Origin of the sequence: Streptomyces sp. NPDC001502 (assembly GCF_042894785.1) — a bacterium.
Taxonomy (GTDB): Bacteria; Actinomycetota; Actinomycetes; order Streptomycetales; family Streptomycetaceae; genus Streptomyces; species Streptomyces kutzneri.
This window is the reverse complement of the sequence record NZ_JBIAVW010000015.1, coordinates 135,828-149,322: the sequence shown is the minus strand read 5'-3', so window position 1 is coordinate 149,322 and position 13,495 is coordinate 135,828. Positions and strand designations below refer to the sequence as shown.

14 protein-coding genes are annotated in these 13,495 nt (G+C 72.9%); 8 read left to right on the top strand and 6 right to left on the bottom strand.

Translation table 11 applies throughout. The annotated features are described in order from the left end of the window. Positions 1-2 precede the first annotated feature (2 nt). Entirely contained in the window at positions 3-551 is a 549-nt protein-coding gene (locus ACFY0D_RS25510; protein ID WP_390800368.1) for a hypothetical protein, read from the top strand. 533 nt (positions 552-1,084) lie between these two features. Here the strand turns inward: ACFY0D_RS25510 and ACFY0D_RS25505 are convergent. After that, entirely contained in the window at positions 1,085-1,528 is a 444-nt protein-coding gene (locus tag ACFY0D_RS25505) for a hypothetical protein (protein WP_390800367.1), read from the bottom strand. Positions 1,529-1,584: 56 nt separating this feature from the next. Between ACFY0D_RS25505 and ACFY0D_RS25500 the strand changes: the two genes are divergently transcribed. Further along, a complete protein-coding gene (locus ACFY0D_RS25500; RefSeq protein WP_390800366.1) occupies positions 1,585-2,310 on the top strand; it encodes a class I SAM-dependent methyltransferase in 726 nt (241 codons plus the stop codon). On the opposite strand, the gene ACFY0D_RS25495 is transcribed toward ACFY0D_RS25500, so the two are convergent. The 3 genes from ACFY0D_RS25495 to ACFY0D_RS25485 are packed head-to-tail and all read right to left on the bottom strand — an operon-like array spanning position 2,291 to position 5,348. Next, the gene (locus tag ACFY0D_RS25495; protein ID WP_390800365.1) at positions 2,291-3,331 is read right to left on the bottom strand and encodes an acyl-CoA dehydrogenase family protein; all 1,041 of its coding nucleotides are present in this window, start codon (positions 3,329-3,331) and stop codon (positions 2,291-2,293) included. The genes ACFY0D_RS25500 and ACFY0D_RS25495 overlap by 20 nt on opposite strands. Next, positions 3,331-4,476 carry an acyl-CoA dehydrogenase family protein gene (locus ACFY0D_RS25490; RefSeq protein ID WP_390800364.1) on the bottom strand — a complete coding sequence of 382 codons (1,146 nt, stop codon included), beginning with the start codon at positions 4,474-4,476 and terminating at the stop codon, positions 3,331-3,333. Before ACFY0D_RS25490 ends, ACFY0D_RS25495 begins: the two co-directional genes overlap by 1 nt. Continuing rightward, the gene (locus tag ACFY0D_RS25485) at positions 4,476-5,348 is read right to left on the bottom strand and encodes an enoyl-CoA hydratase (protein ID WP_390800363.1); all 873 of its coding nucleotides are present in this window, start codon (positions 5,346-5,348) and stop codon (positions 4,476-4,478) included. The genes ACFY0D_RS25490 and ACFY0D_RS25485 overlap by 1 nt, the downstream gene beginning before the upstream one ends. 63 nt (positions 5,349-5,411) lie before the next feature. On the opposite strand from ACFY0D_RS25485, the gene ACFY0D_RS25480 reads away from it, so the two are divergent. The 4 genes from ACFY0D_RS25480 to ACFY0D_RS25465 are packed head-to-tail and all read left to right on the top strand — an operon-like array spanning position 5,412 to position 9,183. Further along, complete coding sequence (locus ACFY0D_RS25480; RefSeq protein WP_390800362.1) at positions 5,412-6,560, top strand: acyl-CoA dehydrogenase family protein; 1,149 nt, start codon at positions 5,412-5,414, stop codon at positions 6,558-6,560. After that, positions 6,557-7,339 (top strand): SDR family oxidoreductase, encoded by a 783-nt coding sequence (locus tag ACFY0D_RS25475; RefSeq protein ID WP_390800361.1) that lies wholly within the window; start codon positions 6,557-6,559, stop codon positions 7,337-7,339. Before ACFY0D_RS25480 ends, ACFY0D_RS25475 begins: the two co-directional genes overlap by 4 nt. A 26-nt stretch (positions 7,340-7,365) precedes the next feature. After that, complete coding sequence (locus tag ACFY0D_RS25470) at positions 7,366-7,995, top strand: TetR/AcrR family transcriptional regulator (RefSeq protein ID WP_390800360.1); 630 nt, start codon at positions 7,366-7,368, stop codon at positions 7,993-7,995. Positions 7,996-8,025: 30 nt separating this feature from the next. Next, positions 8,026-9,183 carry an acetyl-CoA C-acetyltransferase gene (locus ACFY0D_RS25465; RefSeq protein WP_390800359.1) on the top strand — a complete coding sequence of 386 codons (1,158 nt, stop codon included), beginning with the start codon at positions 8,026-8,028 and terminating at the stop codon, positions 9,181-9,183. A gap of 210 nt (positions 9,184-9,393) precedes the next feature. Here the strand turns inward: ACFY0D_RS25465 and ACFY0D_RS25460 are convergent, their stop codons facing one another. After that, the gene (locus ACFY0D_RS25460; RefSeq protein WP_390800358.1) at positions 9,394-10,035 is read right to left on the bottom strand and encodes an SIMPL domain-containing protein; all 642 of its coding nucleotides are present in this window, start codon (positions 10,033-10,035) and stop codon (positions 9,394-9,396) included. Between the two features lie 431 nt (positions 10,036-10,466). On the opposite strand from ACFY0D_RS25460, the gene ACFY0D_RS25455 reads away from it, so the two are divergent. Next, entirely contained in the window at positions 10,467-10,670 is a 204-nt protein-coding gene (locus ACFY0D_RS25455) for a cold-shock protein (protein WP_030010141.1), read from the top strand. Between the two features lie 101 nt (positions 10,671-10,771). After that, on the top strand, positions 10,772-12,454 hold the full coding sequence (locus ACFY0D_RS25450) for a DEAD/DEAH box helicase (RefSeq protein WP_390800357.1): 1,683 nt from the start codon (positions 10,772-10,774) through the stop codon (positions 12,452-12,454). A gap of 79 nt (positions 12,455-12,533) precedes the next feature. Here the strand turns inward: ACFY0D_RS25450 and ACFY0D_RS25445 are convergent, their stop codons facing one another. Then, a complete protein-coding gene (locus ACFY0D_RS25445; RefSeq protein ID WP_390800356.1) occupies positions 12,534-13,478 on the bottom strand; it encodes a tyrosine-protein phosphatase in 945 nt (314 codons plus the stop codon). Between the last annotated feature and the right edge of the window lie 17 nt (positions 13,479-13,495).

The following is a 13,495-nucleotide window of genomic DNA, read 5'->3' as shown; positions in this document are numbered from 1 at the left end:
CCATGGCTGAACTGATACGGAGACTGCCGGGCGCGGTCCTGCGCAACTGCCTTCTCCTGGCGGTGGAGTTCGGTGCGATCTGGCTGCTCCGGGGACCCGGGGGAGCCTGGATCCCGGTCCTGCTGGCCGTCTTCGTCGCGGGGGCGGCCGTACCGCACGGCACCGGCGCGGAATTCGTCGCCCGCACCTGTGTCGCCCTCCTCGCGGTCGGCATCGCGGTGGCCGGCGGGATCACCTGGGACCGGCACACCCTCCACGACCGCGGCCGGGAGGAACAGGCGGTCGTCGCCGAGCGGACCATGGTGCAGGACGGCTCGGCCACCTCCCCGTCGCTGCGGCTGCGCACGGCGGCCGGCCGGGACCTGCCCGGACCGGTGGCGACGGACCTCCCGGTGGGCGCCCGGCTGACCGTGACGGTGGACCCCGACGGCCCGGCCTGGGCCGTGGGCGGCCGCCCGGACCGCCCGCTCTGGCCGGCGGCCGGCACCGGGGCCCTGATCCTGCTCCAGACCGCCCTCGTCGGCCGGCTCTCCCTGCGCCCCCGGAACTAGGGGGTGTCCGGCGATTTCGAGACCGCCGTCATGTGTCAAGTCCCGAAATCCAGGGACGTGAAGCATTTCGCCACCCCGGGCCTAATTGAGTCATGGGTTCACGCAGACCAGGTGACCCACCCGCGCCGTCCGGAACGGATCTGGCGGCGTGGTCCTTTCTCACCGGAGGTGAATTCTCATGACTCACACATTCGTCACACGGCGTCTCGCCATCCTTACGGCCGCGTCCGCCCTGGCCGCAGCAGGTGCACTGCTGCCCTCCAGCGCATTCGCCGCGCCGACAACGTCGAACGTCAGTGCCGCAACCACCACGATGGCAGTCAAACACGGTGGGCACGGGCACGGGCACGGGCACGGCCACGGCCACGGCCACGGGCACCACGGCCACCATCACCACAACCACTGTCACGGCCACTGGGACTGGCGCTGGTAGGTCGGCGAGACGGGAGAAGTCATCGTTGACATGAACAGTTGAGTTCCGGTCCAGGCTGTGTGGCAAAGCCATACAGCCTGGACCGCCGATGTACGTGCGCCTACCTGATCGTGTAGGAGCAGCCCTTCACGGTCGTCACGCCGTCGCTCTCCGCGACCTTTTTCCCGTCGACCTTGATGACGCACGGGGCCTGCTGCAGCTTGCCGTCGGGGCCCGCGATCGTGCCCGGGACCACGTTGACCAGGTAGCCCACCTTCTGCTCCGCGGCGGTGAGCTCCGCGGTACCGCTCTTCGACCACGGCAGGGTCTGCGGCTCGAAGCCGCTGCCGATGCCGCTGTACATGACCGCCGTCTTTCCGGTGCCGCCGACCTCCAGGGTCACCTCGTGGGTCGCGCCGCCGGCCTTGGCGGGGGCGGACGAGGCGCTCGCGGAGGCCGTGGGGCGCTCGCTCTCCCCGGCCGGCTTCGGCTCCGCGCTCCCGCAGCCGGTGAGCAGTACGGCCGCCGCGGCGCACACGGTCACCCCGGTCATCGTCCTTCGCATGGTGCAAGTACCTCGATCTTGTTGTTGTCGATTGTGTGATCGAAAACAATGGACGCATGACCACACGTGCCCGTTCCTTCGACGCAGCAGCCGCTTCGTACGCGGCCCACCGCCCCAGCTACCCCCCGGCGCTCTTCGACGCCGTCGAGTCCCTCACCGGGCGCCCGCTCGCCGGGGCCCGGGTGGCCGACGTAGGAGCCGGGACCGGGATCGCCACCGCGCTCCTGCACGAGCGCGGGGCCGACGTCCTCGCCGTGGAGCCCGGTGACGGAATGGCCGCCGAGTTCCGCCGCACGTACCCCGGGATCCCGATCGTGCGCGGCGACGGGGACCGGCTGCCGCTGGCCACCGGCGCGTTCGACCTGCTCACCTACGCCCAGGCCTGGCACTGGACCGACCCGGCCCGCTCCGTGCCCGAGGCCCGGCGGGTGCTGCGCCCCGGCGGCGCGCTCGCGCTCTGGTGGAACGACACGGACGCCACCGTGCCGTGGATCGCCGAACAGGAGGAGCGGCTCCGGGTCTTCTTCGAGGTCAAGGGGGAGACCCACCGCACCCTGCCCGAGGGGCTCGGTGAGTTCACCACCCGCTCCGTGACGTGGACCCGGCGCATCACGCTGGACGACCACCTCGCCAACCTCGCCAGCCACTCCGCCTTCCTGGTCCTGGGCGAGGAACGCACCCGCGCGTACTTCGCGGGGGAGCGGGAGCTGCTGAACCCGCTCTTCCCGGACGGCATCGTCGAGGAGCAGTACGTCGTGAGCCTCAGCGTCGCGGTGGTGTGAGGGACCGCAGGACCTCGGCCCGGCAGGCCGACGGCGTTCCCCAGGCGTCCCGCAGGGGGCGGGCCTTGCGCAGCCACAGGGACAGGTCCAGCTCCTCGGTGTAGCCCACCGCACCGTGGAGCTGGAGCGCCGTCATCGCCGCCCGGTAGGACGCCTCGCCGGCCGCCAGTTTTGCCGCCGCCACCTCGCCCGGGTCGAGCGACAGCGCCGCCGCCCACACCAGCGGGCGGGCGAACTCCAGGTCGAGCAGGGTGTCCGCCAGCCGGTGCTTCACCGCCTGGAAGGTCCCGATCGGCGTCCCGAACTGCGTGCGCTGCTTCACGTACTCCACCGTCCTGGCCAGCAGCGCCTCGCCGACGCCCAGGCACTGGGCCGCCGTCAGCAGCCGGGCCCAGCGTCCGGCCACCTCGGCCGCCCGGGCCACCGCCGGGCCCGCCGCCAGCAGTTCACCCGCGCCGGCCGGCGGGCGGGACAGCCGGCGTGCGGGGTCCGTCGACCGGAGCGACTCATCCGCCGAGCCCGCGCCGCCCGCGCCGCCCCCGCCGCTTGCGCCGCCCGTACCGCCCGCCACTCGCAGTTCGCCCGCCGGGGACACCGTGAAGCAGTACGTCGCCGCGTCCGCGTCCAGGGCGTACGGGCTCCCGCCCGGCAGGGTCAGCGTGGCCGAGGTCCCGCCCTGCGCCAGCCCCGGCAGGAACCGCTTGGCCGGCGCCTCGTCCGCCAGCTCCGCCAGCAGCACCGACACCGCGGCGCTCTCCACCACCGGCCCCGGCACCCCGGCCCGGCCCAGCTCCACGAAGCCGAGGGACAGCTCCGCCGGGAGCAGGCCCGCCCCCTCGTAGGGCTCCGGGACGGCCAGCGCGAACAGCCCCGTCCCCGCGAGCCGGGACCACACCGTCCGCCCGGGCCCCGCGTCGCCGTCCGCCCAGGCCCGCACCGCCGCCGGGACCTGTGCCGAGCCCAGCAGGGAGCGCAGCGTACGGGCGAAGTCCGACTGCTCGTCGGTCAGCACGAAGCGCATCAGCGGCGGCCCTTCGGAAGGCCGAGCAGCCGCTCGGCGATGATGTCGCGCTGGATCTCGTTCGTCCCCGCGTAGATCGGCCCGGCCAGGGAGAACACCCACGGCTCGGCCCACTCGCCCTCCGCGAGCTCCGCGTCCGGGCCCAGGAGGTCCAGTGCCGTCTCGTGCAGGGCGATGTCGTACTGCGACCAGAACACCTTGTTCAGGCTGGACTCGGCGCCGATCGTCGCGCCCGCCGCGAATCGGGAGGCGTTCGCCCAGGTGAACAGCTCGTACGCGCGGGCCCCGACCACCGCGTCCGCCACCCGGTCCCGCAGCGCGGTGTCGGACGGGTCCCCGTGTTCGCGCCACAGGCCGACCAGCCGGTCCGCCGCGGCCAGGAAACGGCCGGGGGAGCGCAGGGTCAGCCCGCGTTCGTTGCCGGTCGTCGACATGGCGATCCGCCAGCCCTGCCCCGGCTCCCCGATCACGTCCTCGTCCGGTACGAACACCTGGTCCAGGAAGAGTTCCGCGAAGGCCGGCTTGCCGTCGAGCCGGCCGATGGGCCGTACCGTCACCCCCGGCGCCCGCAGGCCGAACATCAGGTAGGTCAGACCCTGGTGGGGTTTCGGGGTGTCCGGGTCCGTGCGGAAGATCCCGAAGGCGCGGTCCGCGAAGGCCGCCCGCGAGGACCAGGTCTTCTGCCCGGTCAGCAGCCAGCCGCCCTCCGTGCGGACCGCCCGCGACGTCAGCGAGGCCAGGTCGGACCCCGACCCGGGCTCCGACCACGCCTGCGCCCAGATCACCTCGCCGCTCGCCATGGACGGCAGCACCCGCGCGCGCTGCCGCGCGCTCGCGTGGTCGAAGAGGGTGGGGGCGAGGAGGCTGATGCCGTTCTGCGAGACCCGGCCGGGCGCGCCCGAGGCCCAGTACTCCTCCTCGAAGACCAGCCACTTGACGATGTCCACGCCCCGGCCCCCGTACTCCTCGGGCCACGAGACCACCGACCAGCGCTCCGCGTGCAGCAGCGCCTCCCACTCCCGGTGCGCCGCGAAGCCCTCGGCCGTCTCCAGGGAGGGCAGGGGCCGGGCCGGGACATGGGCGCGGAGCCAGTCGCGGGCCTCGGCCCGGAAGGCCTCCACGTCCGCCGTATGCGTGAGTTCCATCAGGTGTTCGCCTCCTTCAGGGCGGCGATGTCGATGCCGCCGAGCGAGTCCGCCGCCGTCTCCGCGTTGTGCGCGTGGGCGAGGTGGTGCAGGCCGAACACCGAGTCCATGCCGGTGTGCAGGCCCTGGAGGTCCTCGGCCTGGTTGACGGCCCGCTTGGTCAGCGCCAGGCCGAAGGCGGGCATCCCGGCGATCCGCAGCGCCAGCCGTTCGGTCTCGGCCTCCAGGTCGCCCGGTGCCACGACCCGGTTGACCATGCCGACCTCGTACGCGCGCCGGGCCGTCATCCGGTCGCCGGTGTAGAGGAACTCCTTCGCGATCCGCGGCGGCATCGCCCACGGGTGCGCGAAGTACTCGACCCCGGGGATGCCCATCCGTACGACCGGGTCCGCGAAGAAGGCGTCCTCGCCCGCCACGATCAGGTCGCAGACCCAGGCCAGCATCAGCCCGCCCGCCACACAGGCGCCGCGCACCGAGGCGATCACCGGCTTCGGCAGCTCGCGCCAGCGCCGGCACATCCCCAGGTACACCTCCGACTCGCGCGCGAAGCGGGACTCGGCGCCCGGCCGCCCGGTGTGGTCCCACCACAGGCCGGCCCGCCGCTCGAAGGGCAGGTGGGCGTCGCGCCCGGGGGTGCCGATGTCGTGGCCCGCGGAGAAGTGCTCACCGGCCCCGGCGAGGACGGCCACCTTCACCTCGGGGTCCTCGGCGGCCCGGTAGAAGGCGTCGTCCAGCGCGTACGTCATCGCGCTGTTCTGCGCGTTGCGGTAGCGGGGGCGGTTCATCGTCACGTACGCGACCGGGCCGCGGCGCTCGTAGAGCACGGGTGTGTCGTCGGGCGAACGGTCGTGGGGCCTGCGGTCGTCGGGCATGCGGCGTCCATCCTTCACGAGCGAAGCTTCCCTAACAAGTGTTTGGTAGGTTAACGTACGGCCGTGAGCAGCGTCGAGGAGTTCCGCACCGAGGTCCGGGGGTGGCTACGGGCCCACCTCACCGGCGAGTTCGCCGCGCTCAAGGGCCGCGGCGGCCCCGGCCGCGAGCACGAGGCCTTCGCCGAACGCCTCGCCTGGGAGCGCCACATGGCGGCCCACGGCTGGACCTGCCTCGGCTGGCCCGTCGAGTACGGCGGCCGCGGCGCGTCCGCCGCCGAGCAGATCGCCTTCCACGAGGAGTACGCCCTCGCCGACGCCCCCGCCCGCGTGGGCCACATCGGCGAACAGCTCCTCGGTCCCACCCTCATCGACCACGGCACCAAGGAGCAGAAGCGCCGCTTCCTGCCGCCCATCCGGGCCGTGGAGGAGCTGTGGTGCCAGGGCTACAGCGAACCGGGCGCCGGCTCCGACCTCGCCGCCGTCCGCACCCGCGCCACCCTCCAGGGCGGGCAGTGGATCGTCGACGGCCAGAAGACCTGGACCTCGCTCGCCCACGCCTCCCAGTGGTGCTTCGTCCTCGCCCGCACCGAACCCGGCTCGCGCCGCCACAGCGGCCTCTCCTACCTCCTGGTCCCCATGGACCAGGAGGGGGTCGAGGTCCGCCCGATCGTCCAGCTCACCGGCACCTCCGAGTTCAACGAGGTCTTCTTCGACGGAGCCCGCACCGACGCCGCCCACATCGTCGGCGCCCCCGGCGACGGCTGGCGCATCGCCATGGCCACCCTCGGCCACGAGCGCGGCGTCTCCACCCTCGGCCAGCAGGTCGGCTTCCGCCGCGAACTCGAAGCCCTCGCCGCACTCGCCCGCGCCAACGGGGCCCTCGCCGACCCGCTGATCCGCGACCGCCTCGTCCAGGCCTGGATCGGCCTGGAGACCATGCGCGCCACCGCCCTGAACCCCGCCACCGCGCCCTCCACCGCCAAGCTGTACCGGTCCCGCTGGCACCGCGACCTCGGCGAGCTCGCCATGGACGTCTGCGCCGCCCCCTCGCTCCTCGCCGAGGGCGCGCACGGGGACCCGTACGACCTCGACGACTGGCAGCGGCTCTTCCTCTTCTCCCGCGCCGACACCATTTACGCGGGCTCGGACGAGATCCAGCGCAATCTCATCGCCGAGCGGATCCTCGGCCTTCCCAAGGAGGTACCGGCGTGACCGCTCCCGACTATGTCCCCGGGCACGGACTGCTGAAGGACCGCACCGCCGTCGTCACCGCCGCCGCCGGGGCCGGCATCGGCGGAGCCACCGCCCGCCGCCTCCTGGAGGAGGGCGCCCGCATCGTCATCGGCGACGCCCACACCCGCCGCCTGAAGGAGACCGAGGAGGCGCTCGCCGCCGAGTTCGGGGCCGACCGCGTCACCTCCCTGCCCTGCGACGTCACCGACGAGGACCAGGTCCAGGCCCTCTTCGCGCTCGCCGAGGACACCCACGGCCGCCTCGACATCGTCGTCAACAACGCCGGCCTCGGCGGCACCGCCGCCCTCGTCGACATGACCGACGACCAGTGGTCCCGCGTCCTCGACGTCACCCTGAACGGAACCTTCCGCTGCACCCGCGCCGCCCTGCGCGCGTTCAAGGCGTCCGGCGGCGCCGGAGTGATCGTCAACAACGCCTCCGTCATCGGCTGGCGCGCCCAGACCGGCCAGGCCCACTACGCCGCCGCCAAGGCCGGGGTGATGGCCCTGACCCGCTGCGCGGCCCTGGAGGCCGCCGAGTTCGGCGTACGCGTCAACGCGGTCGCCCCGAGCCTGGCCATGCACCCGCACCTGGTGAAGGTCACCAGCGAGGAGCTCCTGGCCGAACTCACCGCCCGCGAGGCCTTCGGCCGCTACGCCGAACCCTGGGAGGTCGCCAACGTCATCGTCTTCCTGGCCAGCGCCTACTCGTCGTACATGACCGGCGAGACGGTCTCGGTCAGCAGCCAGCACGCCTGACGGATGGCTTGGCCGAGAATGGACGCGTGCCAACGAACAAGCCGACATCCCAGAAGAAGCCGCAGGTGACGGCCTCCCCCGAACGGCGTCGTGAACTCCTCGACACCGCCGCCGAGGTCTTCGCCGCGCAGGGCTACAACGCCACCACCGTCCGCAAGATCGCCGACGCCGCCGGCATGCTCGCCGGCAGCCTCTACTACCACTTCGATTCCAAGGAATCGATGCTCGACGAGATCCTCTCGGCCTTCCTGACCGAACTGTGGGACGGGTACGACACCGTCCTGGCCGCCGGTCTCGGCCCCAGGGAGACCATCGAGGCCCTCGTCACCGAGTCCTTCCGGGAGATCGACCGGCACCGCGCCGCCGTCGCCATCTACCAGAAGGAGTCCCGCACCCTCTCCGCCCAGCCCCGCTTCCACTACCTGTCCGACTCGCAGCAGAAGTTCGAGAAGGCCTGGCTCGGGACGCTGGAGCGGGGCGTCGAGGCCGAGGTCTTCCGCACCGACCTCGACATCCGCCTGACCTACCGCTTCGTGCGCGACACGGTGTGGGTCGCGGCCTCCTGGTACCGGCCGGGCGGACAGCACAGCCCCGAGGAGATCGCCCGCCAGTACCTGTCGATGGTGCTGGACGGGATCGCACTGCGCCCCACCTGACCGACCGACCCGACCGTCTGAGGAGTCCCGATGCCCGAGGCCTACATAGTCGATGCGGTACGCACGCCCGTCGGGCGGCGGGGCGGCGGTCTGTCCGCCGTCCACCCCGCCGACCTGGGCGCACACGTCCTGAAGGCACTGATCGAGCGGTCCGGGGTGGACCCGGCCGCCGTGGAGGACGTGGTGTTCGGCTGCCTCGACACGGTGGGGCCGCAGGCGGGGGACATCGCCCGGACGGCCTGGCTGGCGGCCGGCCTGCCCGAGGAGGTGCCCGGGGTCACCGTCGACCGCCAGTGCGGGTCCTCGCAGCAGGCCGTGCACTTCGCGGCGCAGGGCGTCCTGTCCGGCACGCAGGACCTGGTGGTCGCGGGCGGCACCCAGAACATGTCGATGATCCCGATCGCCTTCGCCTCACGGCAGGCGGCGGAGCCCCTCGGCCTGGACGAGGGACCGTACGCGGGCTCGGCGGGCTGGCGGGCCCGGTACGGGGACGCCCCGGTGAACCAGTTCCACGGCGCCCAGCTCATCGCGCGGAAGTGGGGGATCACCCGGCAGGACATGGAGGAGTTCGCGCTCCGCTCCCACCGGCGGGCGGTCCGGGCCATCGACGAGGGCCGCTTCGCGCGCGAGACGGTGGCGTACGGGGACGTGAGCGTGGACGAGGGCCCGCGCCGGGACACGACCCTGGAGAAGATGGCCACCCTCAAGCCGGTGGTCGACGGCGGCACCATCACGGCGGCCGTCTCCTCGCAGGTCTCGGACGGGGCGGCGGCGATGCTGATCGCCTCCGAGCGGGCGGTACGGGAACACGGCCTGCGGCCGCGCGCCCGCATCCACCACCTCTCGGTACGGGGCGAGGACCCCATCCGCATGCTGTCCGCGCCGATCCCGGCCACCGCCTACGCGCTGAAGAAGACCGGCATGTCGCTGGCCGACATCGACCTGGTGGAGATCAACGAGGCGTTCGCCCCGGTGGTGCTGGCCTGGCTGAAGGAGACCGGGGCCGACCCGGAGCGGGTCAACGTCAACGGCGGCGCGATCGCGCTCGGCCACCCCCTGGGGGCGACCGGGGTGAAGCTGATGACCACCCTCCTGCACGAACTGGAACGCACGGGCGGCCGCTTCGGCCTCCAGACCATGTGCGAAGGCGGCGGCCAGGCCAACGTGACGATCATCGAACGGCTGTAGGTCCCGGTTCGGAGCGGCGTCCGTCGGCCGGAGGCCGGCGCAGGCTGCCGATGCCTGTGAGGCCCCCGGGGCCGAGCGGTGCGAGGGGGCCGTGAGGGAGGGGCCATGTGCGAAGGCGGCGGCCAGGCCAACGTGACGATCATCGAACGGCTGTAGGCCCCGGCTCGGAGCGGCATCGAACGGCTGTAGCCGCCCGGGTCGGCCCGCCGGTCACTCCGGGAGCAGCGCGAAGCCGAGGAGGACGGCCGCCTCGACGCGTACCGAGCCCGGGGTGAGGGCGCCGTCCTCCTCGGGGTCCCCGCCCTTCCGGCGGCCGTGGCTGTAGCTGCCCATCGACTCCGGGTCGACGTCCTCGATGTGGATGACCGGCCCCAGCCCCACCCCGCACGCCTGCGCGTACACCTCGGCCTTGCGCCGGGCGGCCGCCACCGCCCGGCGCCGGGCCTCGTCCCGCATCGCGGGCTTGTCCTCCACCTCGAACCGCACGGCGTCGACGCGGTTCGCGCCGGCCGTCACCGCGTCCTCGATCAGCAGCTCCAGCCCGGCCAGCGCCTCCGTCCGCACGGTGTACGTGGCCACGCAGCCGTAGCCGTGGAAGGTCCGGTCCGCGCCGTAGCCCTTGTACTGCGAGGAGAGCTCCAGCCGTGAGCCGGACACGTCGGAGTCCGGTATGCCGTGCTCGCGCAGGACGTCCCGCAGCCGGGTGACGGCCGCGCCCGCCTCGGCGAAGGCCGCCTTCGGGGTCGGGGCGAGGAGATCGACCGCCAGGTCCACGTGGGCGAGTCGGGGTTCGGCGGACACGCTGCCCGCGCCGAGCACACTGAGCCCCCAGGGCTCCTTGATCGCTGCCATTCCATGATCAAACCAGCTGGGGTGGGCGGCCGCCAGGGGCCTCCGCCGCCCGCACGGCGTACGGACCGTACCGGCCGGCCCGGTCCGACCCGTAGGGATGAATCTTTTCGCCGTCGGCGGACCCGGCCCGCCCGGTCGGGCAGGGCGTCCGGAAGGCCCAGGACCGCCCACGACCCAAGGGGGGCGCGGGTTCCGGCCCCCCGACCACCCCACCGGGCCGGCCTGCACACCGCAGGCCGGCGGGGTGGAGGGCGCAGGTCACACCCCTCGCCCCGGGACTCCCCGCAGCGAGGTGTGCTAGCTTAGAGCTCGTTGCAGTTGTGGTACCCATGAACTTTATGTGCGCCTGACGGGAATGCTCCGCAGGCGCTTTTATTGTTTTGCCGGAATCTCCGGATGGGGCCCTTTGCCGCCTATTCAGGAGATTTAAAATGGCACTTGGCACCGTGAAGTGGTTCAACTCGGAAAAGGGCTTCGGCTTCATCGAGCAGGACGGTGGCGGCCCGGACGTCTTCGCCCACTACTCGAACATCGCCACCCAGGGCTTCCGTGAGCTCCAGGAGGGCCAGCGCGTGTCCTTCGACGTCACCCAGGGCCAGAAGGGCCCCCAGGCGGAGAACATCATCCCCGCCTAAGTTCTTCAGCATGCCGGGGTCCGCACCGCGAGGTGCGGGCCCCGGCTTGTCTGCTGTTTCGACCTTTGTTTTACCTGCCGGTTTCAGGAGGGCTTTCTCGCATGACCAGCTCCAGCTCCGCACGACCCAGCCGCCGCCCCACCCGGGGTCGAGGTGCGGCCCAGGGGCGTCCGAAGTCTGGCGCGGGACGGCAGAAGTCCGCGCCCGTTGCCAGGCCCCAGGAATTCACCATGCCCGAGCCGATCGCCCCGGCGCTGCCGCCGGTCGAGTCGTTCGGGGACATGGACATGCCCGAGGCGCTGCTGAAGACCCTCGCCGCCCAGGGCGTCACCGAGCCGTTCCCGATCCAGGCCGCGACGCTGCCGAACTCCCTCGCCGGCCGTGACCTGCTCGGCCGCGGCCGTACCGGCTCCGGCAAGACGCTGGCCTTCGGCCTGGCGCTGCTGGCCCGCACCGCCGGCCGCCGCGCGCAGCCGAAGGCGCCGCTCGCGCTGGTCCTCGTACCGACCCGTGAGCTCGCGCAGCAGGTCACCGACGCCCTGGCCCCGTACGCCACGGCCGTCAACCTGCGCATCGCGACCGTCGTCGGCGGCATGTCGATCAACCGGCAGTCGGGCGCCCTGCGCCGCGGTGCCGAGGTGCTCGTCGCCACCCCCGGCCGCCTGAAGGACCTCATCGACCGCGGTGACGCCGACCTCTCGCAGGTCTCGATCACCGTCCTCGACGAGGCCGACCAGATGACCGACATGGGCTTCATGCCGCAGGTCACGGCGCTGCTCAAGCAGGTCGAGGCCGGCGGTCAGCGGATGCTGTTCTCGGCGACGCTGGACAAGAACATCGACAAGCTCGTCAAGATGTTCCTGACCGACCCGGTCGGCCACTCCGTCGACCCGTCGGCCGGTGCGGTCACCACCATGGAGCACCACGTCCTGTACGTCATGGACGAGACCGACAAGAAGGCCGTGGCGACGCGTATAGCCGCTCGCGACGGCCGGGTGATCATGTTCGTCGACACCAAGCGCGGGGTCGACCGCATGGTCAAGAAGCTGCTGGCGGACGGCGTACGCGCCTCCGGCCTGCACGGCGGCCGCTCCCAGCCGCAGCGCAACCGCACCCTCGACTGGTTCAAGACGGGCGAGGTCACCGCGCTGGTCGCCACCAACGTCGCGGCCCGCGGCATCCACATCGACGACCTCGACCTCGTCGTCAACGTGGACCCGCCCACCGACCACAAGGACTACCTGCACCGCGGCGGCCGTACCGCCCGGGCCGGCGAGTCCGGCAGCGTGGTCACCCTGGTCCTCCCCGACCAGAAGCGGGACATGAGCCGTCTGATGTCGGACGCCGGGATCTCCCCGCGCACCGCGCAGATCAAGTCCTCCGACGAGGAACTGGCCCGGCTGACCGGCGCCAAGGAGCCCTCGGGCATCCCGGTCGTGCTGGAGGTTCCGCAGCCGACCGCGCCCAAGCCGCGTTCCGGCTCCGGTGCGGGCTCCGGCTCGCGCCGCCGCTCGGGCGGCGGGCCGCGCACCGGTGCCGCCACGGGCGGTGCTCCGGCGGCCGGCGGTCGTGGCCGTCGTTCCGGTGGGGGCGCCTCCGGGCAGGCCCCGGCGGCCTCCGGTTCGGGCCAGGCCCGGCGCGGCGGCCAGGGCGGCGGCGCGGTGGCCGGTGGCTCCGGCGAGCGCGGCCGGCGCGGGACGGGCGGCGCCGGTGGCGGCGCGGCCGCGGCTTCCGCGCGCAGCCGGGTCGGCTCCGGCGGCCAGGGCCGCCGCCGGGCGGTCTGACCCCTCACCGCACACACACGACGACGCCGGGCAGCGCGAGAAGCGCTGCCCGGCGTCGTGCTGTCCGCTGCCGCTGTCGCTACCGGACCATCTTGGCCTGCAGCTTCGCCAGGGTCCGCAGATCCAGGCCGAGGCCCTGGGTCAGGTAGCCGTAGAAGCTGCCGTAGTCGGCCTCCAGCTGCGCCGTCGCCGAGTCCAGGTAGTCCTGGCGGACCTCCTGGAGCGGGATCAGCAGGTCCGGGTTCTGCATCCGGCCCGACTGCTTGAGGCCCGCCCGCACCCGGGCGTCGTAGGCGGCGCGGAAGGTGTTCGACGCCAGGTAGTCGCGCTCCGCGGTGTCCTCGGGGACGGCGAGGGCGCGCAGCAGGACGTAACTCATCCAGCCGGTCCGGTCCTTGCCGGACGTGCAGTGGTACAGGACCGGGCCCTGGCGGCCGTCGGCGATCTCCCGCAGGGTCGCCGCGAACTGCGCCCGGTTCTCGGGGCTGCTCACGAAGGTGCGGTAGATGTCGCGCATGTAGGCCTCGGCGCGGCCGCCGCCGAGCATCTGCTCCTGGACGACGGGGTCGCCGCTGCCGATCGCGCCGACGAGGGTTCCGTAGAGGCCGAGGTCACTGACGGCGCGCGACGTGGGGGAGAGCCCGGTGGGCAGCCGGTCGGCGCCGTCGTACTGGAGCTCCATCGGAATGCGGAAATCGACGACCTTCGTGAGGCCGAGACCGGAGACGGTGGTGACGTCGGCGTCGGTCAGCTTGCTCAGTGCGTCGGAGCGGTAGACCAGGCCCTGGCGGACCCGGCCGCCGGTCCAGGTGCGGTATCCGCCGATGTCCCGGACGTTGACGGCGCCCTGGAGGGGGATCTGACGGATCGTTTCGGCTTGCTGCTGCTGCTGCGGGTGCTGGTGGTGCCGGGCGCTGACCCCGGCTCCGGGCGCCGCCGCCGCGTACGCGGAGGCGGGCAGGGTCCCGACGGCGAGAGCGGCGGCGGCCGCCGCGGTCGCCAGGCGGATGCGGGCACGGCTCATAGGGGCGACTCCTGTGA